This window comes from Klebsiella sp. C239 (genome assembly GCF_048822715.1).
Classification (GTDB): Bacteria; Pseudomonadota; Gammaproteobacteria; order Enterobacterales; family Enterobacteriaceae; genus Klebsiella; species Klebsiella quasipneumoniae.
Genome location: NZ_JBMEZK010000005.1, coordinates 263,240 through 283,620 on the forward strand (window position 1 = coordinate 263,240; position 20,381 = coordinate 283,620).

Genomic DNA, 20,381 nt, shown 5'->3' on the forward strand with positions numbered 1-20,381 from the left:
CCTTCCTGCGACTTGAAATCCATAGAGCCTGTACCGGTAAGGACTGCAACCCGCAGCCCGCTAACTGTCTGAAAGATCACAACGTCTTACGCCATTGCTGCGTGGGCGATCGGTCAGACAAAATTGGTCATTCCGCTAATGTCTTGTTCTAACAAGATGCAATACGGAAAACGGTCTCATTATTCCATTGCTAACCTTGTTATAGCAAGTTGACTTTCACCTTTTATCACCCGGTTACTCACAGTTTTATCACCTGCCCATACAGATTGTTCTAATAACAAACAATATGGCGGTCAGGCAAACCGTGAAAACAGGATAATGATAAATATAAGCATATAAAAATGAGTGGCGCTAATGCGTCCGGCTATTTAGAATCGCGCACCATGAAAACTGAGACCCCAACCGTAAAAATGGTTGCCATTGCTGCTGATGAAGCGGGGCAACGTATCGACAACTTTTTGCGTACGCAATTGAAAGGCGTACCGAAGAGCATGATTTATCGCATCCTGCGTAAAGGCGAGGTGCGGGTGAATAAAAAACGCGTGAAGCCGGAGTATAAGCTGGAAGCGGGCGATGAAGTCCGTATCCCGCCGGTGCGCGTGGCGGAGCGTGAAGAAGAGGCGGTATCGCCGCATCTGCAGAAAGTCGCGGCGCTCTCTGAGGTGATCCTCTATGAAGACGATCATATTCTGGTCCTCAATAAGCCTTCCGGCACTGCGGTACATGGCGGCAGCGGCCTGAGCTTCGGGGTGATTGAAGGGTTGCGCGCCCTGCGCCCGGAGGCGCGCTTCCTTGAGCTGGTGCATCGACTCGACCGCGATACTTCAGGCGTGCTGCTGGTGGCGAAAAAGCGCTCGGCGCTGCGTTCGCTGCACGAGCAGCTGCGCGATAAAGGCATGCAGAAAGACTATCTGGCGCTGGTGCGCGGCCAGTGGCAGTCGCATACCAAAGTAGTGCAGGCCCCGCTGTTGAAGAACATTCTGCAGAGCGGGGAGCGAATTGTCCGCGTGAGTCAGGAAGGCAAGCCGTCAGAGACGCGCTTTAAAGTGGAAGAGCGTTATGAATTCGCCACGCTGGTGCGCTGCAGTCCGGTCACCGGGCGCACCCATCAGATTCGCGTTCATACCCAGTATGCCGGCCATCCTATCGCCTTTGACGACCGCTATGGCGACCGCGAATTTGATAAGCAACTCTCTGGTACCGGCTTAAACCGCCTGTTCCTCCACGCTGCTGCGCTGAAGTTTACCCACCCGGGGAGCGGGGAGGTGATGCGCGTTGAGGCGCCGCTGGATAACCAGCTGAAGCACTGTTTACAGGTGCTACGGAAGAGCAAATAAGCGCAACGGCGGAATCAGTTCCGCCGTTTTTTTTGCCTTAGCCTAACAGTGGGTTGTCGTTTTCGCGGCGCAGCATCTGACACAGCGCGATTAAGGGTAACCCGACCAGCGTATTCGGGTCGCGGCCTTCCAGCCGTTCGAACAGCATAATGCCTAACCCCTCGCTCTTGAAACTCCCGGCGCACTGCAGCGGGTTCTCTTTGCGCACATAGCCTTCGATCTCTTTATCGCTGAGATGGCGGAAGTGGACGTCAAAGGGCTCGCATTCGGTTTGCAGATGACCGCTGGCGGAGTTATACAGCGCCAGGCCGGTATAAAAGGTGACGATTGACCCGCTGGCCTTTCTCAACTGCCTGCGGGCATTTTCCTCGGTGTGCGGTTTACCGGTGATCTCACCGTCCAGTACGCAAACCTGATCGGAGCCTATAATAAGGTGATTGGGGTAGCGCGAGGCCAGGCTCTGCGCTTTGGCCTGCGCCAGCCGGGTGACAAGCTGACGCGCGGATTCTTCAGGACGGGGCGTTTCGTCGACGTCAGGCGCCGCGCATTCAAACGGTAATCCCAGTTTTTCCAGCAGCATGCGCCGCCAGGGAGAGGTTGACGCCAGGATAAGTTCAGACATATTTTTTCATCCACATATAGCGCTTCGCAGAGCATCATCTTAAACTATGCGCCGCAATGTGTGCGAATAAATGGCAAAAGGCAACCTGAGGCTGCCTTTTTCTTTGACTCTATGACATTACAAAGTTAATATGCGCGCCCTATGCAAAAGGTAAAATTACCCCTGACTCTTGATCCGGTACGCACGGCTCAAAAACGCCTTGATTACGAAGGCATCTATGCCCGCGATCAGGTTGAACGTGTAGCCGATTCTGTAGTCAGCGTGGACAGCGATGTGGAATGCAGCATGTCGTTCGCTATCGATAACCAGCGTCTCGCCGTCATTACAGGCGATGCGAAGGTAACGGTAACCCTCGAATGCCAGCGTTGCGGGAAACCGTTCTCCCATCACGTCCACACCACGTATTGTTTTAGCCCCGTCAGAAATGACGAACAGGCCGAAGCACTACCGGAAGCGTATGAGCCGATTGAGGTTAACGAATTCGGTGAAATCGACCTGCAGGCAATGGTCGAGGATGAAATTATCCTCTCCCTGCCCGTAGTTCCGGTGCATGATTCTGAACACTGTGAAGTGTCCGACGCGGACATGGTCTTTGGTGAACTGCCTGAAGAGGCACAAAAACCAAACCCATTTGCCGTATTAGCCAGCTTAAAGCGTAAGTAATTGAGGAGTAAGGTCCATGGCCGTACAACAGAATAAACCAACCCGTTCCAAACGTGGCATGCGTCGTTCCCATGACGCGCTGACCGCAGTCACCAGCCTGTCTGTAGACAAAACTTCTGGTGAGAAACACCTGCGTCACCACATCACTGCCGACGGTTTCTACCGCGGTCGCAAGGTTATCGCTAAGTAATCACGCGATACTCGCAGGATTTCCCGTTGCAGGCCATGGCGGGCGTGTGCGTACCTGGACACTCGGTTAACCCGGTAACCAGAAGCGTCAATGCCCGGATTGTTGCGTCTGCAGCGTGAAAATTCGCGGGTGCCAGCGTGATGAAGCTTAGTGAGGACTCCCCGGGCAACTGGGGAATCACCGAACCGGGCAGCGACGATACCTTGACACGTCTAACCCTGGCGTTAGATGTCATGGGGGGCGATTTCGGCCCATCCGTGACAGTGCCTGCAGCACTGCAGGCACTGAACTCTAATTCGCAACTCACACTTCTTTTAGTCGGCGATCCCGACGCCATCACGCCATTACTCGCCAAAGCTGACTTCGAACAACGTTCGCGTCTGCAGATTATTCCTGCGCAGTCAGTTATTGCCAGTGATGCGCGACCCGCACAGGCTATCCGCAGCAGTCGCGGAAGCTCAATGCGCGTGGCGCTGGAGCTTGTGAAAGAAGGGCGGGCGGAAGCCTGCGTTAGCGCCGGCAACACCGGCGCGCTGATGGGCCTGGCGAAACTGCTGCTCAAACCGATTGAAGGTATTGAGCGGCCGGCGCTGGTGACGGTTTTGCCGCACCAGCAGAAGGGCAAAACCGTGGTGCTGGATCTCGGCGCCAACGTCGACTGCGACAGCACGATGCTGGTGCAGTTCGCGGTGATGGGCGCGGTACTGGCGGAAGAGGTGGTCGGCATTGCCAATCCACGCGTCGCCTTGCTGAACATCGGCGAAGAAGAGATGAAAGGCCTCAGCAGCATCCGCGATGCTGCCGCAGTGCTCAAAACGCTGCCTTCCCTCAACTACATCGGCTATCTTGAAGCCAATGAACTGTTGACCGGAAAAACCGATGTGCTGGTTTGTGACGGATTCACGGGCAACGTCACATTAAAAACCATGGAAGGTGTTGTCAGAATGTTCCTTTCACTGCTGAAATCTCAGGGAGAGGGCAAAAAACGGTCGTGGTGGCTGCTGTTACTAAAACGTTGGTTACAAAAAAGCCTGGCGAGGCGATTCAGTCACCTCAACCCCGACCAGTATAATGGCGCCTGTCTGTTAGGATTGCGCGGTTCCGTGATCAAGAGTCATGGTGCTGCCAATCAGCGCGCCTTTAGCGTCGCGATAGAGCAGGCAGTGCAGGCGGTGCAGCGGCAAATTCCTCAACGGATCGCCGCGCGCCTGGAATCTTTATACCCAGCTGGTTTCGAGCTGCCGGAAAGCGACAGTGACGTGAACGCCCGACAGCAAAGCGGGACGAATGGACACCACTGACGCCGCGGCGGTTGAACGAGGCGGGTATATTACCCAAGAGTGACTGAGCGTACATGTATACGAAGATTATTGGTACCGGCAGCTATCTGCCCGAGCAAGTGCGTACAAACGCCGACCTGGAAAAAATGGTAGAGACCTCTGACGAGTGGATTGTCACCCGCACAGGTATCCGTGAGCGTCGTATTGCCGCAGCGCATGAAACAGTTGCTACGATGGGCTTTGAAGCCGCAAAGCAGGCGCTGGCGATGGCGGGCGTGTCCGCGGAGCAAATTGGTCTGATCATCGTTGCGACCACCTCCGGCACGCACGCGTTTCCGAGTTCGGCTTGCCAGATTCAGTCTATGCTGGGCGTCAAAGGCTGCCCGGCGTTTGACGTCGCGGCCGCCTGCGCCGGTTTCACCTATGCGCTGAGCGTCGCCGATCAGTATGTGAAAAACGGCGCGGTGGATTATGCGCTGGTCGTTGGCGCTGATGTGCTGGCGCGCACCTGCGATCCGGCCGATCGCGGGACGATTATTATTTTCGGCGATGGCGCCGGCGCGGTGGTGCTGGGCGCCTCCGAAGAGCCTGGCATTATCTCGACGCATCTGCATGCTGACGGTAGCTATGGCGAACTGCTGACCCTGCCGAACGCCGATCGCGTCGATCCGGAAAATCCGATCTATCTGACGATGGCCGGTAATGAAGTCTTCAAAGTGGCGGTCACCGAGTTAGCGCATATCGTTGATGAGACGCTGGCCGCGAATAATCTTGAACGTTCAGCGCTGGACTGGCTGGTGCCGCATCAGGCAAACCTGCGGATCATCAGCGCGACGGCGAAGAAACTGGGCATGTCGATGGATAACGTCGTAGTGACCCTCGACCGCCATGGCAACACCTCCGCGGCGTCAGTCCCTTGCGCGCTGGATGAGGCCGTCCGCGATGGCCGCATTCAACGTGGGCAGCTGATTTTGCTGGAAGCCTTTGGTGGCGGTTTCACCTGGGGTTCCGCGCTGGTTCGTTTTTAGTATAAGGATTTAAACATGACGCAATTTGCTTTTGTGTTCCCGGGACAGGGCTCTCAGGCCGTAGGCATGCTGGCCGATATGGCGGCGACCTGGCCGGTCATTGAAGAGACCTTCGGTGAAGCTTCCGCAGCGTTGGGTTACGATCTGTGGGCGCTGACGCAACAGGGCCCGGCAGAAGAACTGAATAAGACCTGGCAGACCCAGCCGGCGCTGCTGACCGCCTCCGTGGCGCTGTACCGCGTCTGGCAGCAGCAGGGCGGCAAAGTGCCGGCGCTGTTGGCAGGCCACAGCCTTGGCGAATACTCCGCGCTGGTTTGCGCGGGCGTTATCGCTTTCGCTGACGCCGTTCGCCTGGTTGAACTGCGTGGCAAATTCATGCAGGAAGCCGTACCGGAAGGTACCGGCGCCATGTCAGCGATTATCGGTCTGGACGACGCGGCTATCGCCAAAGCCTGTGAAGAGTCGGCCGAAGGGCAGGTCGTCTCTCCGGTGAACTACAATTCCCCGGGACAGGTGGTTATCGCCGGTCACAAAGAGGCCGTCGAACGCGCAGGCGTCGCCTGTAAAGCCGCGGGCGCTAAACGCGCGCTGCCGCTGCCGGTGAGCGTGCCCTCCCACTGTGCGCTGATGAAGCCCGCTGCGGAAAAACTGGCGCTTGAGCTGCAGAACATCACCTTCAACGCGCCGACGATTCCGGTGGTAAATAACGTCGACGTGAAGTGCGAAACCGCGCCGGACGCCATTCGCGATGCGCTGGTACGCCAGCTGTATAGCCCGGTTCAGTGGACCAAAACCGTTGAGTTTATGGCTGCTCAGGGCGTCACGCATCTGTATGAGGTTGGCCCGGGTAAAGTCCTCACCGGCCTGACCAAACGTATTGTTGACACCCTGACCGCTTCCGCGCTTAACGAGCCGGCGGCGATGTCTGCGGCGCTTGAGCAATAAAAGAGGAAAACCATGAGTTTTGAAGGAAAAATCGCGCTGGTTACCGGTGCAAGCCGCGGTATTGGCCGCGCCATCGCTGAAACGCTCGTCGCCCGCGGCGCGAAAGTTATCGGTACTGCGACCAGCGAAAGCGGCGCGCAGGCGATCAGCGACTATTTAGGCGCCAACGGTAAAGGTCTGATGTTGAATGTGACCGACCCGGCATCTATTGAATCTGTTCTGGAAAATGTGCGCGCAGAGTTTGGCGAAGTGGATATCCTGGTGAATAATGCCGGGATCACTCGCGACAACCTGTTAATGCGCATGAAAGATGACGAGTGGAACGATATTATCGAAACCAACCTGTCATCGGTTTTCCGTCTGTCAAAAGCGGTAATGCGCGCTATGATGAAAAAGCGTCATGGACGTATTATCACTATCGGTTCTGTGGTTGGTACCATGGGAAATGCGGGTCAGGCCAACTACGCTGCGGCGAAAGCGGGTCTGATCGGCTTCAGTAAATCACTGGCGCGTGAAGTTGCGTCACGCGGTATTACTGTAAACGTTGTTGCTCCGGGCTTTATTGAAACGGACATGACGCGTGCGCTGACCGATGAGCAGCGTGCGGGTACGCTGGCGGCAGTTCCTGCGGGGCGCCTTGGCACCCCAAATGAAATCGCCAGCGCGGTGGCATTTTTAGCCTCTGACGAAGCAAGTTACATCACTGGTGAAACCCTGCACGTCAACGGCGGAATGTACATGGTCTGACCGAGATTTGTGCAAAACGTTCAGGAACCGCGCACTTCGCACGGTTCTGTGTGCGGTTTTGTGCGAAAAGATTTGCGTTCTTAGGGCAAACGGCCTCAAAATAGCGCAAAATCGTGGTAAGACCTGCCGGGATTTAGTTGCAAATTTTTCAACATTTTATACACTACGAAAACCATCGCGAAAGCGAGTTTTGATAGGAAATTTAAGAGTATGAGCACTATCGAAGAACGCGTTAAGAAAATTATCGGCGAGCAGCTGGGCGTTAAGCAGGAAGAAGTTACCAACAATGCTTCCTTCGTTGAAGACCTGGGCGCTGATTCTCTTGACACCGTTGAGCTGGTAATGGCTCTGGAAGAAGAGTTTGATACTGAGATTCCGGACGAAGAAGCTGAGAAAATCACCACCGTTCAGGCTGCCATTGATTACATCAACGGCCACCAGGCGTAAGTGAACATCTCCAGGCGGTCATTCGACCGCCTGAGTTTTATCTTTTTTTTGTCCCACAAGAATCTATTTTCCCTCCCTGGAGGACAAACGTGTCTAAGCGTCGTGTAGTTGTGACCGGACTGGGCATGTTGTCTCCTGTCGGCAATACCGTAGAGTCTACCTGGAAAGCTCTCCTTGCCGGTCAGAGTGGCATCAGCCTGATCGACCATTTCGATACTAGCGCCTATGCAACGAAATTTGCTGGCTTAGTAAAGGATTTTAACTGTGATGACATCATCTCGCGCAAAGAGCAGCGCAAGATGGATGCCTTCATTCAATATGGAATTGTCGCTGGCGTTCAGGCCATGCAGGATTCTGGCCTTGAAGTGACGGAAGAGAATGCTACCCGTATTGGCGCCGCGATCGGCTCCGGTATTGGCGGCCTCGGCTTGATCGAAGAAAACCACAGTTCGCTGGTCAACGGCGGACCGCGTAAGATCAGCCCATTCTTCGTTCCCTCCACAATTGTTAACATGGTGGCCGGGCATCTGACCATCATGTTTGGTCTGCGTGGACCAAGTATCTCCATCGCGACCGCCTGTACTTCAGGCGTGCACAACATCGGTCAGGCTGCGCGCATCATCGCCTATGGCGATGCCGATGCGATGGTGGCAGGCGGTGCGGAAAAAGCCAGTACCCCGCTTGGCGTGGGCGGCTTTGGCGCAGCGCGGGCGCTCTCCACGCGCAATGACAACCCGCAGGCGGCAAGCCGTCCGTGGGATAAAGATCGCGACGGCTTCGTGCTGGGCGACGGCGCGGGCATGGTGGTGCTGGAAGAGTACGAGCATGCGAAAAAACGCGGCGCGAAAATCTACGCCGAGATCGTCGGCTTCGGCATGAGCAGCGATGCTTACCACATGACGTCACCGCCGGAAGATGGCGCGGGCGCCGCGCTGGCGATGGTGAATGCCATTCGCGATGCGGGTATCGAACCGGGCCAGATCGGCTACGTCAATGCCCACGGCACCTCGACGCCGGCTGGCGATAAAGCGGAAGCGCAGGCGGTTAAGTCTGTCTTCGGCGATGCGGCGAGCCGCGTACTGGTGAGCTCCACCAAATCCATGACCGGGCATCTGCTGGGCGCGGCAGGGGCGGTAGAGTCGATTTACTCTATCTTGGCGCTGCGGGATCAGGCGGTTCCGCCGACGATCAACCTCGACAACCCGGATGAGGGCTGCGACCTCGACTTCGTTCCGCACGAAGCGCGTCAGGTTTCCGGTATGGAGTACACCCTGTGCAACTCCTTCGGCTTCGGCGGCACTAACGGTTCGCTGATCTTCAAAAAAGTGTGACAGGGCTTGCCCCGGTACTGCTTTAACAAAAGGCCCGTTCGTCGGGCCTTTTTTATTCGGCTTTCTCCGCTTGTCCTCTGCTCCGTGTCCTGAGACACTCACCGACCTGTGAAAAGGAGTCCTTTATGTTCTTGATAAATGGCGTTGAACAGGACACGCTGGCGGCGAACGATCGCGCCGTCCAGTTTGGCGACGGTTGTTTTACCACCGCCCGTATACAGCACGGGCAGGTTGCGTTACTGGACGCCCATCTGCAGCGTTTGCAGACGACCTGCGAAAAATTACGCATCCCATTTGACGACTGGCTGACGTTGAGCGACGAGATGCAGCGTCTGGCTCGGCCGCACGCCCAGGGTGTGCTTAAGGTGGTCCTCACCCGCGGCGTCGGGGGGAGGGGATACAGCACGGCGGGCTGCGCGTCGCCCACCCGCATTCTGAGCGTCTCTTCGCTTCCGGCGCACTACGCGCGCTGGCGGGAGGAGGGCATTACCCTGACCCGAAGCCCGGTGACCCTGGGGCGCAACCCCTGTCTGGCCGGTCTGAAGCATCTTAACCGTCTGGAGCAGGTGCTGATCCGCTCTCATCTTGAACAGACGGACGCCGATGAGGCGCTGGTCCTTGACAGTGACGGGTGGCTTACGGAATGCTGTGCCGCGAATTTATTCTGGCGTCAGGGACGGGATGTCTTTACTCCGCGACTCGATTATGCCGGGGTCAACGGCATAATGCGGCAGCGTTGTATCGCGCAGCTGGCACCATCGACGTTTCGCGTTGTCGAAGTGACAGCGCGTCCCGAGACGTTGCGGGAGGCCGATGAAGTGCTGATCTGCAATGCGCTTATGCCGCTGGTGCCGGTTCGTCGCTGGGAGGAGACCGTCTGGTCCTCTCGCGAGCTTTACCATTTTTTAGCCCCTTTGTGTGAGCTGTCTGGTTAGTATGAAGAAAATGTTACGTTTTATCCTGTTGCTGGTCGTGCTGTTGGGCATCGCCGCGGCGGCAGGAATGTGGAAGGTACGCCAGCTGGCGGACAGCAAGCTGCTGATTAAAGAAGAGACCATCTTTACCCTCGAAGCCGGCACCGGCCGGCTGGCGCTGGGGCAGGATCTCTATCGCGAGAAGGTGATCAATCGTCCGCGCGTGTTCCAGTGGCTGCTGCGGATGGAGCCTGAGCTGTCTCACTTCAAAGCCGGGACCTATCGCTTCACGCCGCAAATGACGGTACGCGAAATGCTGCAGCTGCTGGCCAGCGGCAAAGAGGCGCAGTTTCCGCTGCGCTTTGTCGAAGGCATGCGCGTCAGCGACTACCTTCGTCAGCTGCGCGATGCCCCCTACGTGAAGCACACGCTTGAAGACGATAGCTACGCGACGGTGGCTAAGGCTCTAGGTCTTGACCACGCCGACTGGGTGGAAGGTTGGTTCTGGCCGGATACCTGGATGTACACCGCCAATACCAGCGACATCGCCATCCTCAAGCGCGCGCATCAGAAAATGGTCACCGAAGTGGCGAAGGTCTGGGAAGGACGGATGGATAATCTGCCCTATGACGATCAGAATCAGCTGTTGACCATGGCCTCGATTATTGAGAAAGAGACCGCGGTGGCGGAAGAGCGCGATCGCGTCGCGTCGGTGTTTATCAACCGCCTGCGCATCGGCATGCGTTTACAGACTGATCCAACGGTGATCTACGGGATGGGAGAAGGGTATAATGGTAAGTTAACGCGTAAGGATCTGGAGACGCCGACCGCGTACAATACCTATACCATCAGCGGCCTGCCGCCAGGCCCTATTGCGGTGCCGGGCGAAGCGTCGCTGAAGGCGGCCGCCCATCCGGCGAAAACGCCATACCTCTATTTTGTCGCCGACGGGAAAGGGGGCCATACGTTTACCACAAACCTGGTCAGCCATAACCGCGCGGTGCAGGACTATCTGAAAGTACTTAAGGAAAAAAATGCGCAGTAACTATATCGTCATCGAGGGGCTGGAGGGCGCCGGGAAGACCACCGCACGTCAACTGGTGGTGGAGACGCTGCAGTCGGCAGGTATTCACGATATGGTGTTTACCCGTGAGCCGGGGGGCACAATCCTTGCCGAAAAACTGCGTAGCCTGGTGCTGGATATCCAGTCCACGGGCGATGAAGTGATTAACGATAAAGCGGAAGTGCTGATGTTTTACGCGGCGCGCGTCCAGCTGGTGGAGACCGTGATTAAGCCTGCTCTGGCTCGCGGCCAGTGGGTGATCGGCGATCGTCACGATCTCTCCACTCAGGCCTATCAGGGCGGCGGCAGGGGGATTGACCGCACGATGCTGGCGACGCTGCGTGACGCCGTTCTCGGCGATTTTCGCCCCAATTTGACGCTGTACCTCGACGTCACGCCGGAAGTGGGCCTGCGGCGCGCCCGCGCCCGCGGCGAACTGGATCGCATTGAGCAGGAGTCCATGAACTTCTTCAATCGTACCCGCGCGCGCTACCTTGAGCTGGCCGCGGCGGATCCTTCTATCCGCACGGTGGACGCGACGCAGCCGCTGGATGCCGTCGCGCGCGATATTCGCGCCACGATCGTCCAGTGGATGGCGGAGCAACCGGCATGAAATGGTATCCGTGGCTGCGCCCCTCGTTCGAGCAACTGGTCGGTAGCTATCAGGCCGGACGAGGCCACCACGCCTTACTGTTACAATCCCGGAGCGGGATGGGCGGCGAGGCGTTGATGTATGCGCTGTGCCGCTTCCTGATGTGCCGCCAGCCCGAAGGGCATAAAAGCTGCGGTCACTGCCACAGCTGCCAGCTGATGCAGGCCGGTACGCACCCCGATTACTACCCGCTGAGCCCCGAGAAAGGCAAGAGCGCGCTGGGTATTGACGCGGTGCGCGATGTCAACGACAAGCTCTATGAGCGCGCGCGCCTCGGTGGGGCGAAGGTGGTATGGATTAGCGATGCCGCCTTGCTGACCGATGCCGCCGCCAACGCGTTGCTGAAAACGCTGGAGGAGCCGCCGGAAAATACCTGGTTCTTCCTCGCCTGCGAGGAGCCGGCGTGTCTGCTGACCACTCTGCGCAGTCGCTGCCGCCTGCACCACCTGTCGCCGCCGACGGAATCTTATGCCCTGGCCTGGCTGGAGCGTGAGGTGAACCTGCCGCAGGAGGCGCTGCTGACCGCGTTACGTCTGTGCGCCAGCGCGCCGGCCGCCGCGCTTGAGCTGCTTAAGGAGCCGCAGTGGACGGCGCGACAGCAGCTGTGTCAGGCGCTGGCGACCACGCTGGCGAGCGGTGACTGGCTGGCGCTGCTGCCGATACTCAATCATGAACAGGCGGCGGTTCGCCTGAACTGGCTGGCATCGCTGCTGGTCGATGCGCAAAAACGACAGCAGGGAATTGCCCTGGTGAGTAATCCGGATGTCTGGCCGCTGCTGGATCAGTTGGCGCATAGTCTGCCCGCCTCCCGGCTGCAGGCGATTGCCCATGACGTCTGTACCTGCCGCGAGCAATTGCTGAACGTCGTCGGCGTCAACCGCGAACTGCTGCTCACCGAGCGCCTGCTGCGCTGGGAACATTACCTGCAACCCGGGACGGTTTTACCCGTCTCCCACCTCTGAGTGAGACATTATGTTTTTAGTCGACTCCCACTGCCATCTTGATGGTCTGGATTATCAAACTCTGCACAAAAACGTCGATGACGTGCTGGCAAAAGCGGCCGCGCGCGATGTGAAATTTTGCCTGGCGGTCGCCACGACGCTGCCTGGCTACCGCAGTATGCGCGAGCTGGTAGGGAGGCGTGACAATGTCGTTTTCTCCTGTGGCGTGCACCCGTTAAACCAGGACGAGCCCTACGAGGTGGAGACGCTGCGCACGCTGGCGGCGGAAGAGGGCGTCGTCGCGATGGGAGAGACCGGGCTGGATTATTTTTATACCCCGGAAACCAAAGCCCAGCAGCAAACCTCATTCCGTGACCATATCCGCATCGGCCGGGAGCTGAATAAGCCAGTGATCGTGCATACCCGTGACGCTCGCGCCGATACCCTGGCCATTTTACGTGAAGAAAAGGTGACGGATTGCGGAGGCGTACTACACTGTTTCACTGAGGACAGGGAGACGGCGGGTAAGCTGCTCGACATGGGGTTCTATATCTCGTTTTCCGGTATCGTCACTTTCCGTAACGCCGAGCAACTGCGCGATGCGGCGCGCTATGTTCCGCTGGATCGTCTGCTGGTGGAGACCGATTCGCCGTACCTGGCGCCGGTACCCCATCGCGGCAAAGAGAACCAGCCGGCGATGGTTCGTGACGTTGCTGAATACATGGCGGTACTGAAGGGGGTGTCGCTGGAGCAACTGGCTCAGCAGACCACCGACAATTTTGCCACGCTGTTCCACATTGACCCCGCCCGCTTGCAACCTGCTTGATCTGCTTATTATTTTAAGGCTCGTAATTAATAGCCAAAGCGAGTAAAGTTCACCGCCACAAAAGTGGCGGTGAAGGTTTTTTGGCAACATCTGGATACAACTTATGTAAGCTGATGTAAATTTTTACCGGAAGGCTGATTGAAACGTGATAGCCGTCAAACAATCATCCCGTTAATTATTTTACTCTGTGTAATAAATAAAGGGCGCTTAGATGTCCTGTCCACGGCGCGGTTCTCCCCCCGGGCCAATGCGTGAAAACGTAAAAAAGTACCAAATACTCAGGAGCACTCTCAATTATGTTTAAGAATGCATTTGCTAACCTGCAGAAGGTCGGTAAATCGCTGATGCTGCCGGTATCCGTACTGCCTATCGCAGGTATCCTGCTGGGCGTCGGTTCCGCAAACTTCAGCTGGCTGCCAGCCGTGGTCTCCCACGTCATGGCAGAAGCAGGCGGTTCTGTTTTCGCCAACATGCCGCTGATCTTCGCTATCGGTGTGGCCCTCGGCTTCACCAATAACGACGGTGTATCCGCACTGGCTGCAGTCGTAGCTTACGGCATCATGGTGAAAACCATGGCGGTGGTTGCGCCGCTGGTGCTGCATTTACCTGCTGACGAGATTGCGGCAAAACACCTGGCTGATACCGGCGTGCTTGGCGGTATTATCTCCGGTGCTATCGCCGCGTACATGTTCAACCGCTTCTATCGCATCAAGCTGCCAGAATATCTCGGCTTCTTTGCGGGCAAGCGCTTTGTACCGATTATCTCTGGTCTGGCCGCTATCTTCACCGGCGTGATCCTCTCCTTCATTTGGCCGCCGATCGGTTCCGCGATCCAGACCTTCTCCCAGTGGGCTGCTTATCAGAACCCGGTGGTGGCGTTTGGTATCTACGGTTTCATCGAGCGTTGCCTGGTGCCGTTTGGTCTGCACCACATCTGGAACGTTCCTTTCCAGATGCAGATCGGCGAATACACCAACGCGGCGGGTCAGGTATTCCACGGCGATATCCCGCGCTACATGGCAGGCGACCCGACTGCGGGCAAACTGTCTGGCGGCTTCCTGTTCAAAATGTACGGTCTGCCGGCAGCGGCTATCGCGATTTGGCACTCTGCTAAACCGGAAAACCGCGCCAAAGTGGGCGGTATCATGATCTCCGCCGCGCTGACCTCGTTCCTGACCGGTATCACCGAGCCGATCGAGTTCTCGTTCATGTTCGTGGCGCCGATCCTGTACGTTATCCATGCCATCCTGGCGGGTCTGGCGTTCCCGATCTGTATCCTGCTGGGTATGCGTGACGGTACCTCGTTCTCTCACGGCCTGATCGACTTTATCGTGCTGTCCGGTAACAGCAGCAAGCTGTGGCTGTTCCCGATCGTTGGTATCTGCTATGCGATCGTGTACTACGTCATTTTCCGCGTGCTGATTAAAGCCCTGGATCTGAAAACCCCGGGTCGTGAAGATACCACCGAAGAGAGCAAGGCTGGCGCAACCAGCGAGATGGCTCCGGCTCTGGTCGCCGCTTTCGGCGGTAAAGAGAACATCACCAACCTCGACGCATGTATTACTCGTCTGCGTGTTAGCGTGGCGGATGTAGCGAAAGTTGACCAGGCTGGCCTGAAAAAACTGGGCGCCGCTGGCGTGGTAGTGGCAGGTTCTGGCGTACAGGCCATCTTCGGTACCAAGTCCGATAACCTGAAAACTGAAATGGATGAGTACATCCGTAACAGTTAAGACGTAGTATCGGGGAGACTAAGGCAGCCAACTGGCTGCCTTTTTTACGTCACCAGATCGGCCTTCCAGAGGCGATAACCCCGCAAACTGTCCGCCAAATGCTTATTCCCTCAGCAGCTAAGTCTATAGTTGAATAAGAAAAAGAGCTTTCAGGTTGAAAGAGAGGGAGGATGTCGCTCATACTCTTACCGTAACCTGTGCGTCCGCGTTTATCTGCAGAAGCAGGCCAGCGTACGGGATAAAACTAATAAGGAATCAGTCATGGCAGAAGAAACGATTTTCAGCAAAATCATTCGCCGGGAGATCCCGTCGGATATGGTTTATCAGGATGAGCTTGTGACCGCTTTTCGCGACATCTCCCCGCAGGCGCCCACCCACATTCTGATTGTCCCGAACGTTCTGATTCCTACCGTAAATGACGTTACCATTGAACATGAACTGGCCCTGGGCCGGATGATGACCGTCGCGGCGAAGATTGCCCGCGATGAAGGCCTCGCCGACGATGGCTACCGGTTGATCGTCAACTGCAACCGTCACGGCGGCCAGGAAGTTTACCATATCCATATGCATCTGCTGGGCGGTCGTCCGCTGGGTCCGATGCTGGCGCACAAAGGCTAACGTCATGCTCAGGACCCTTTTGGGCGCGTGTCTGGCGGCGGGGCTGCTGGCCGGATGTAGTTCACATCCGGAGATCCCGGTTTCTGACCAGCAGGCGCTGGTGATGGAGTCGAGCGTGCTGGCCGCCGGGATCAGCGCCAGCGAGCCTGTCGTCGTGGCGACGGAGATCCAGGCCACCGCCTCCTCTACGCTGTATAACGAGCGCCAACAGCCGGTCACCGTGCATTATCGTTTTTTCTGGTATGACGCCCGAGGGCTGGAGATGCACCCTCTGGAGGCGCCGCGCACCATCGTGGTTCCGGCTCGCTCCTCGGTGACGTTGTATGGCAGCGCCAATATCCTGGGGGCGCATAAGGCCCGCCTTTATCTTTATCTGTAAGGGGTAATTATAATGATGAAAATGTGTCGCTATGCGTTAATCACAGCACTGGCGATAATCCTCGCAGGCTGTGCGGGGCTGCGTGAGCAGCCCGCGCCGGTAGAAGAGGCCAAACCGCAGCCGCAGCAGCCTGCGCAGCCGCAGCCCACGGTGCCGACGGTACCGGCGGTGCCATCCGTCCCGTCGCAGCCAGGACCGATTGAGCATCAGGATCAGCAGTCGGGTCAGCCGGCGCCGCGCGTGCGTCATTATGACTGGAACGGCGCGGTGCAGCCGATGGTGGGACAGATGCTGCAGGCGGGCGGGGTCAATGCCGGCAGTATTCTGCTGGTTGACAGCGTGAACAACCGCACCAACGGTTCGCTGAATGCCGGAGAAGCTACCACCGCGTTACGCAACGCGCTGGCGGGCAACGGCAAATTTACCCTTGTTTCACCGCAGCAGCTGGCGGTCGCCAAGCAGCAGTTGGGCCTGTCGCCGCAGGACAGCCTCGGCAGCCGCAGCAAAGCCATGGGTATCGCCCGCAACGTGGGCGCGCAGTATGTGCTTTACTCCAATGCCACCGGCAACGTCAACGCGCCTGAGCTGAAGATGCAGTTGATGCTGGTGCAAACCGGCGAGATTATCTGGTCAGGTAAAGGTGCTGTTCAGCAACAATAAGCTAACGCGCGACGAGCTCTTGTCGCGCTTCTTTCCCCACTATCATCCTGTCGCCTCGCTGAGCCAGACCGGCCTCAGCGGCGGCAGTGTGATTATCAGCGACGGCGACCGGCGACGAGTGCTGCGTCAGCCGCACGACCCGTCTGCCGCTGCCTGTTATTTTCGCCGTCAGTATCGCGCGCTGCGCCGGCTGCCTGCCAGGCTGGCGCCCAACCCCCTGTTTTACTCGCCCTGCTGGATGGTGGTGGAGTATTGCGCGGGTGAGGTGAAAAGCGAGTTACCTGACTGCCCGCAGCTGTCTGCCTTATTGTATGATTTGCATCAGCAACCGCGGTTTGGCTGGCATGTGAGTCTCGGGCCGCTGCTGGCGCAGTACTGGCAGAGGAGCGATCCGGCCCGGCACACGCCGCGCTGGCTACGCTGGCATCAGCGGCTGTGCCGCCGGGGCGAGCCTCGTCCTCTGCGGCTGGCGCCGCTGCATATGGACGTCCATGCCGGCAATATTATCCACAGCGACGCCGGTCTGAAGCTGATCGACTGGGAATATGCCGGCGATGGCGATATCGCGCTGGAGCTGGCCGCCGTATGGATCGCCCCGGGCGAGCGCCGCCAGCTGGTGACGGCGTATGCCCGGCGGGCAGCCATCGACCCGCAGCAGCTATGGCGGCAGGTGGCGCGCTGGCGTCCGTGGGTACTGCTGCTGATGGCGGGCTGGTATGAAATGCGCTGGCGGCAGAGCGGGGATCGGCAATTTATCACGCTGGCAGATGAAACATGGTGTCAGTTAGACAACGAACGCAAAGGATAAGAGAGGTCAGTGTGGGCCCAGTGATGTTGGATGTTGAAGGGTATGAACTGGATGCGGAAGAGCGAGAGATTCTGGCGCATCCGCTGGTGGGAGGGTTGATCCTCTTCACCCGAAATTATCACGATCCGGCGCAGCTGCGGGAGCTGGTGCGCCAGATCCGCGAAGCCTCCCGTAACCATCTGGTGGTGGCGGTCGATCAGGAAGGGGGACGCGTTCAGCGTTTCCGCGAAGGCTTTACCCGTTTACCGGCGGCCCAGTCTTTCGCCGCGCTGCTGGGGATGGAAGAGGGGGGCAAACTGGCCGCCGAGGCCGGCTGGCTAATGGCCAGCGAAATGATCGCCATGGACATCGATATTAGCTTTGCGCCGGTGCTGGACGTCGGCCATATCAGCGCCGCGATCGGCGAACGTTCTTATCATGAAAATCCGCAGAAAGCGCTGACGATGGCGCGTCACTTCATTGACGGCATGCACGCTGCGGGCATGAAAACCACCGGCAAACACTTCCCGGGACACGGGGCGGTGACTGCCGATTCGCACAAAGAAACCCCGTTCGATCCGCGTCCGGCATCGGTCATCCGCGACCACGATATGGCGATATTCAAAAGCCTTATCGCCGAGCAGCGTCTGGATGCCATTATGCCGGCGCATGTGATTTATCCGGAGCTCGATCCGCGCCCGGCCAGCGGTTCAGCGTACTGGCTGAAGACGGTGTTGCGCGGCGAGCTGGGCTTCGACGGGGTGATTTTCTCCGACGATCTGTCGATGGAAGGGGCGGCGATCATGGGCAGCTATGCCGAACGCGGCCAGGCATCGCTCGACGCCGGTTGCGATATGATACTGGTCTGCAATAATCGTAAGGGCGCGGTCAGTGTGCTGGATAACCTGTCGCCGATCAAAGCAGAGCGTGTTACGAAATTGTATCATAAAGGTTCCTTTTCCCGTCAGGAGTTAAGGGATTCAGCCCGTTGGAAAACGGTGAGTGCCCAGCTGGAGCAGCTTCATGCGCGCTGGCAAGAGGCGAAGTCCGCGTAACGCTCTGCGGGGCGTTGTTGTCTGGTGAGGATGCGATGATTATCTATTTACACGGTTTTGACTCGAACAGCCCCGGTAACCACGAGAAGGTGATGCAGTTGCAGTTTATTGACCCTGACGTGCGGTTGATAAGCTACAGCACGCGCCACCCCAAGCACGACATGCAGCATTTGCTGAAAGAGGTCGATAAAATGCTGCAGCTTACCGCCGATGACCGGCCGCTGATCTGCGGCGTTGGACTCGGCGGTTACTGGGCTGAGCGGATTGGTTTCCTGTGCGATATTCGTCAGGCGGTGTTCAATCCTAACCTGTTTCCGCATGAGAATATGGAAGGCAAAATCGACCGACCGGAAGAGTATGCTGACATCGCCACCAAGTGCGTGACCAACTTTCGCGAGAAGAACCGCGATCGCTGCCTGGTGGTGCTTTCCCGGCAGGACGAAGCGCTGGACAGCCAGCGTTCCGCCGACCTTCTGCACCACTATTATGAAATTATCTGGGATGAAGAGCAGACCCATAAGTTTAAAAACATCTCGCCGCACCTGCAGCGGCTGAAAGCGTTTAAAACCCTCGGTTAAGCCTTTTTCCCCTGTCTCCAAACCCGCGCCGGGTTCACCGCGCGGGTTTTTTCATGTCTACACTTATTGGTTTCGCTGAAAAAATACGCGACAAAACTTGATGCACATCAATTTTGGTATGACCAATGCACCGTTCATGGTATTCTCGACAGTGCTGAATGGTTTCATTGACGTAACTTGTTGTTAAATAAAGGCTATTTTAATAACTTTTATTTAACAATTGGTTAATAATTTTAGGGGTACACATGACTACGCCATTGAAAAAAATCGTAATTGTGGGTGGCGGCGCAGGCGGACTGGAACTGGCAACTCAGCTGGGGAAAAAGTTAGGGCGCCATAAGAAAGCGAAAATCACCCTGGTGGACCGTAACCACAGCCATCTGTGGAAGCCGCTGCTGCACGAAGTGGCCACCGGTTCTCTGGATGAAGGCGTTGATGCGCTGAGCTATCTGGCCCATGCCCGCAACCACGGCTTCCAGTTCCAGCTGGGGTCGGTGGTCGATATCAATCGCGAAGGGAAGACCATCACCCTCGGCGAGCTGCGCAATGAAAAAGGCGAGCTGCTGGTGGCTGAGCGTAAACTGCCGTACGACACGCTGGTGATGGCGCTGGGCAGTACCTCGAATGACTTTAACACCCCTGGGGTGAAAGAGAACTGCATTTTCCTCGACAACCCGCATCAGGCGCGTCGTTTCCATCAGGAGATGCTCAACCTGTTCCTTAAGTACTCCGCGAACCTCGGCGCTAACGGTAAAGTGAACATTGCCATCGTCGGCGGCGGCGCCACCGGCGTGGAACTCTCCGCTGAGTTGCATAATGCCGTGAAACAGCTGCACAGCTACGGTTACAAAGGGCTGACCAACGAAGCGCTGAACGTCACGCTGGTCGAAGCGGGCGAACGCATTCTGCCTGCGCTGCCGCCGCGCATTTCCGGCGCGGCGCACAATGAGCTGACCAAGCTGGGCGTACGGGTGCTGACGCAGACCATGGTCACCAGCGCCGATGCGGGCGGCCTGCACACCAAAGATGGCGAATATATTGAAGCGGATCTGATGGTCTGGGCGGCCGGGATCAAAGCGCCAGATTTCATGAAAGAGATCGGCGGCCTGGAAACCAACCGTATCAATCAGCTGGTGGTTGAGCCGACGCTGCAGACCACCCGCGACGCGGATATTTTCGCCATCGGCGACTGCGCCTCCTGCGCCCGTCCGGAAGGCGGGTTTGTGCCACCGCGTGCTCAGGCGGCGCACCAGATGGCCACCTGCGCGCTGAATAACATCCTCGCGCAGATGAAAGGCAAACCGCTGAAGGCGTATACCTATAAAGACCATGGCTCGCTGGTGTCGCTGTCCAATTACTCCACCGTCGGCAGCCTGATGGGCAACCTGATGCGCGGCTCGATGATGGTGGAAGGGCGCATTGCGCGCTTCGTGTACATCTCCCTGTACCGTATGCACCAGATCGCCCTGCACGGCTATTTCAAAACCGGCCTGATGATGCTGGTTGGTCGCATCAACCGCATCATTCGCCCGCGTCTCAAGCTGCACTAATCGCTATCGCGACCCGGAGCGCGCCCTGGCGGCGCCTC

General features: G+C 57.5%; 23 protein-coding genes. 22 read left to right on the forward strand and 1 reads right to left on the reverse strand.

Features of this window, described 5'->3' with window-relative positions; all coding sequences use genetic code 11:
- The first annotated feature begins 383 nt into the window (after positions 1-383).
- Positions 384-1,337, forward strand: coding sequence for a 23S rRNA pseudouridine(955/2504/2580) synthase RluC (gene rluC / locus ACOI6Z_RS15715; RefSeq protein ID WP_012542245.1), 954 nt, complete (start codon positions 384-386; stop codon positions 1,335-1,337).
- A gap of 37 nt (positions 1,338-1,374) precedes the next feature.
- Here rluC and ACOI6Z_RS15720 read toward each other — a convergent pair whose 3' ends face one another.
- Positions 1,375-1,959 carry a Maf family protein gene (locus ACOI6Z_RS15720; RefSeq protein WP_065812114.1) on the reverse strand — a complete coding sequence of 195 codons (585 nt, stop codon included), beginning with the start codon at positions 1,957-1,959 and terminating at the stop codon, positions 1,375-1,377.
- Positions 1,960-2,100: 141 nt separating this feature from the next.
- Between ACOI6Z_RS15720 and yceD the strand changes: the two genes are divergently transcribed.
- The 21 genes from yceD to ACOI6Z_RS15825 all read left to right on the forward strand — a co-directional run bounded on the left by yceD (position 2,101) and on the right by ACOI6Z_RS15825 (position 20,343).
- On the forward strand, positions 2,101-2,622 hold the full coding sequence (gene yceD / locus ACOI6Z_RS15725; protein WP_017900733.1) for a 23S rRNA accumulation protein YceD: 522 nt from the start codon (positions 2,101-2,103) through the stop codon (positions 2,620-2,622).
- A gap of 16 nt (positions 2,623-2,638) precedes the next feature.
- Positions 2,639-2,812 (forward strand): 50S ribosomal protein L32, encoded by a 174-nt coding sequence (rpmF, locus tag ACOI6Z_RS15730; protein WP_000290724.1) that lies wholly within the window; start codon positions 2,639-2,641, stop codon positions 2,810-2,812.
- A gap of 203 nt (positions 2,813-3,015) precedes the next feature.
- Positions 3,016-4,113 carry a phosphate acyltransferase PlsX gene (gene plsX / locus ACOI6Z_RS15735; protein WP_201785712.1) on the forward strand — a complete coding sequence of 366 codons (1,098 nt, stop codon included), beginning with the start codon at positions 3,016-3,018 and terminating at the stop codon, positions 4,111-4,113.
- Positions 4,114-4,166: 53 nt separating this feature from the next.
- Entirely contained in the window at positions 4,167-5,120 is a 954-nt protein-coding gene (locus ACOI6Z_RS15740) for a beta-ketoacyl-ACP synthase III (protein ID WP_002899288.1), read from the forward strand.
- Positions 5,121-5,135: 15 nt separating this feature from the next.
- Positions 5,136-6,065 (forward strand): ACP S-malonyltransferase, encoded by a 930-nt coding sequence (fabD, locus tag ACOI6Z_RS15745; protein ID WP_065812113.1) that lies wholly within the window; start codon positions 5,136-5,138, stop codon positions 6,063-6,065.
- 12 nt (positions 6,066-6,077) lie between these two features.
- On the forward strand, positions 6,078-6,812 hold the full coding sequence (fabG, locus tag ACOI6Z_RS15750) for a 3-oxoacyl-ACP reductase FabG (protein WP_002899294.1): 735 nt from the start codon (positions 6,078-6,080) through the stop codon (positions 6,810-6,812).
- Positions 6,813-7,022: 210 nt separating this feature from the next.
- Positions 7,023-7,259 carry an acyl carrier protein gene (gene acpP, locus ACOI6Z_RS15755; RefSeq protein ID WP_000103754.1) on the forward strand — a complete coding sequence of 79 codons (237 nt, stop codon included), beginning with the start codon at positions 7,023-7,025 and terminating at the stop codon, positions 7,257-7,259.
- A gap of 89 nt (positions 7,260-7,348) precedes the next feature.
- Positions 7,349-8,590 (forward strand): beta-ketoacyl-ACP synthase II, encoded by a 1,242-nt coding sequence (gene fabF, locus ACOI6Z_RS15760; RefSeq protein WP_002900666.1) that lies wholly within the window; start codon positions 7,349-7,351, stop codon positions 8,588-8,590.
- A 125-nt stretch (positions 8,591-8,715) separates the two neighbouring features.
- Complete coding sequence (gene pabC / locus ACOI6Z_RS15765; RefSeq protein ID WP_044522082.1) at positions 8,716-9,525, forward strand: aminodeoxychorismate lyase; 810 nt, start codon at positions 8,716-8,718, stop codon at positions 9,523-9,525.
- Position 9,526: 1 nt separating this feature from the next.
- Positions 9,527-10,549, forward strand: a complete 1,023-nt coding sequence (yceG, locus tag ACOI6Z_RS15770; RefSeq protein ID WP_023289140.1) for a cell division protein YceG — start codon at positions 9,527-9,529, stop codon at positions 10,547-10,549.
- The gene (gene tmk / locus ACOI6Z_RS15775; RefSeq protein WP_023289141.1) at positions 10,539-11,180 is read left to right on the forward strand and encodes a dTMP kinase; all 642 of its coding nucleotides are present in this window, start codon (positions 10,539-10,541) and stop codon (positions 11,178-11,180) included. The genes yceG and tmk overlap by 11 nt, the downstream gene beginning before the upstream one ends.
- A complete protein-coding gene (gene holB, locus ACOI6Z_RS15780) occupies positions 11,177-12,181 on the forward strand; it encodes a DNA polymerase III subunit delta' (protein WP_044522085.1) in 1,005 nt (334 codons plus the stop codon). The genes tmk and holB overlap by 4 nt, the downstream gene beginning before the upstream one ends.
- Before the next feature lie 10 nt (positions 12,182-12,191).
- Entirely contained in the window at positions 12,192-12,986 is a 795-nt protein-coding gene (locus ACOI6Z_RS15785; RefSeq protein ID WP_032452441.1) for a metal-dependent hydrolase, read from the forward strand.
- Positions 12,987-13,282: 296 nt separating this feature from the next.
- Positions 13,283-14,716 carry a PTS glucose transporter subunit IIBC gene (gene ptsG / locus ACOI6Z_RS15790; RefSeq protein ID WP_002900680.1) on the forward strand — a complete coding sequence of 478 codons (1,434 nt, stop codon included), beginning with the start codon at positions 13,283-13,285 and terminating at the stop codon, positions 14,714-14,716.
- A gap of 261 nt (positions 14,717-14,977) precedes the next feature.
- Positions 14,978-15,334, forward strand: a complete 357-nt coding sequence (gene hinT / locus ACOI6Z_RS15795) for a purine nucleoside phosphoramidase (RefSeq protein ID WP_044522087.1) — start codon at positions 14,978-14,980, stop codon at positions 15,332-15,334.
- A gap of 4 nt (positions 15,335-15,338) precedes the next feature.
- Positions 15,339-15,713 (forward strand): YcfL family protein, encoded by a 375-nt coding sequence (locus ACOI6Z_RS15800; protein ID WP_004204572.1) that lies wholly within the window; start codon positions 15,339-15,341, stop codon positions 15,711-15,713.
- Between the two features lie 21 nt (positions 15,714-15,734).
- Entirely contained in the window at positions 15,735-16,373 is a 639-nt protein-coding gene (lpoB, locus tag ACOI6Z_RS15805; protein WP_420687455.1) for a penicillin-binding protein activator LpoB, read from the forward strand.
- Positions 16,354-17,181 carry a thiamine kinase gene (thiK, locus tag ACOI6Z_RS15810; RefSeq protein ID WP_420687446.1) on the forward strand — a complete coding sequence of 276 codons (828 nt, stop codon included), beginning with the start codon at positions 16,354-16,356 and terminating at the stop codon, positions 17,179-17,181. Before lpoB ends, thiK begins: the two co-directional genes overlap by 20 nt.
- A gap of 23 nt (positions 17,182-17,204) precedes the next feature.
- Positions 17,205-18,215, forward strand: coding sequence for a beta-N-acetylhexosaminidase (gene nagZ, locus ACOI6Z_RS15815; RefSeq protein ID WP_072422053.1), 1,011 nt, complete (start codon positions 17,205-17,207; stop codon positions 18,213-18,215).
- A gap of 35 nt (positions 18,216-18,250) precedes the next feature.
- A complete protein-coding gene (ycfP, locus tag ACOI6Z_RS15820) occupies positions 18,251-18,793 on the forward strand; it encodes an alpha/beta hydrolase YcfP (RefSeq protein ID WP_002900775.1) in 543 nt (180 codons plus the stop codon).
- A gap of 245 nt (positions 18,794-19,038) precedes the next feature.
- Positions 19,039-20,343: an NAD(P)/FAD-dependent oxidoreductase gene (locus ACOI6Z_RS15825; RefSeq protein ID WP_008805997.1), complete on the forward strand. Its 1,305-nt coding sequence runs from the start codon at positions 19,039-19,041 to the stop codon at positions 20,341-20,343.
- Positions 20,344-20,381: the final 38 nt, after the last annotated feature.

What these genes read in the sequence shown, in the direction of transcription:
- hinT (WP_044522087.1), top strand. Translation starts at nt 14,978, where the DNA reads ATGGCAGAAGAAACGATTTTCAGCAAAATCATTCGCCGGGAGATCCCG.
- acpP (WP_000103754.1), top strand. Translation starts at nt 7,023, where the DNA reads ATGAGCACTATCGAAGAACGCGTTAAGAAAATTATCGGCGAGCAGCTG.
- ACOI6Z_RS15825 (WP_008805997.1), top strand. Translation starts at nt 19,039, where the DNA reads ATGACTACGCCATTGAAAAAAATCGTAATTGTGGGTGGCGGCGCAGGC.
- yceD (WP_017900733.1), top strand. Translation starts at nt 2,101, where the DNA reads ATGCAAAAGGTAAAATTACCCCTGACTCTTGATCCGGTACGCACGGCT.
- pabC (WP_044522082.1), top strand. Translation starts at nt 8,716, where the DNA reads ATGTTCTTGATAAATGGCGTTGAACAGGACACGCTGGCGGCGAACGAT.
- ACOI6Z_RS15740 (WP_002899288.1), top strand. Translation starts at nt 4,167, where the DNA reads ATGTATACGAAGATTATTGGTACCGGCAGCTATCTGCCCGAGCAAGTG.
- ycfP (WP_002900775.1), top strand. Translation starts at nt 18,251, where the DNA reads ATGATTATCTATTTACACGGTTTTGACTCGAACAGCCCCGGTAACCAC.
- rpmF (WP_000290724.1), top strand. Translation starts at nt 2,639, where the DNA reads ATGGCCGTACAACAGAATAAACCAACCCGTTCCAAACGTGGCATGCGT.
- lpoB (WP_420687455.1), top strand. Translation starts at nt 15,735, where the DNA reads ATGTGTCGCTATGCGTTAATCACAGCACTGGCGATAATCCTCGCAGGC.
- fabD (WP_065812113.1), top strand. Translation starts at nt 5,136, where the DNA reads ATGACGCAATTTGCTTTTGTGTTCCCGGGACAGGGCTCTCAGGCCGTA.
- nagZ (WP_072422053.1), top strand. Translation starts at nt 17,205, where the DNA reads ATGTTGGATGTTGAAGGGTATGAACTGGATGCGGAAGAGCGAGAGATT.
- ptsG (WP_002900680.1), top strand. Translation starts at nt 13,283, where the DNA reads ATGTTTAAGAATGCATTTGCTAACCTGCAGAAGGTCGGTAAATCGCTG.
- yceG (WP_023289140.1), top strand. Translation starts at nt 9,527, where the DNA reads ATGAAGAAAATGTTACGTTTTATCCTGTTGCTGGTCGTGCTGTTGGGC.
- rluC (WP_012542245.1), top strand. Translation starts at nt 384, where the DNA reads ATGAAAACTGAGACCCCAACCGTAAAAATGGTTGCCATTGCTGCTGAT.
- ACOI6Z_RS15800 (WP_004204572.1), top strand. Translation starts at nt 15,339, where the DNA reads ATGCTCAGGACCCTTTTGGGCGCGTGTCTGGCGGCGGGGCTGCTGGCC.
- fabG (WP_002899294.1), top strand. Translation starts at nt 6,078, where the DNA reads ATGAGTTTTGAAGGAAAAATCGCGCTGGTTACCGGTGCAAGCCGCGGT.
- ACOI6Z_RS15720 (WP_065812114.1), bottom strand. Translation starts at nt 1,959, where the DNA reads ATGTCTGAACTTATCCTGGCGTCAACCTCTCCCTGGCGGCGCATGCTG.
- holB (WP_044522085.1), top strand. Translation starts at nt 11,177, where the DNA reads ATGAAATGGTATCCGTGGCTGCGCCCCTCGTTCGAGCAACTGGTCGGT.
- tmk (WP_023289141.1), top strand. Translation starts at nt 10,539, where the DNA reads ATGCGCAGTAACTATATCGTCATCGAGGGGCTGGAGGGCGCCGGGAAG.
- ACOI6Z_RS15785 (WP_032452441.1), top strand. Translation starts at nt 12,192, where the DNA reads ATGTTTTTAGTCGACTCCCACTGCCATCTTGATGGTCTGGATTATCAA.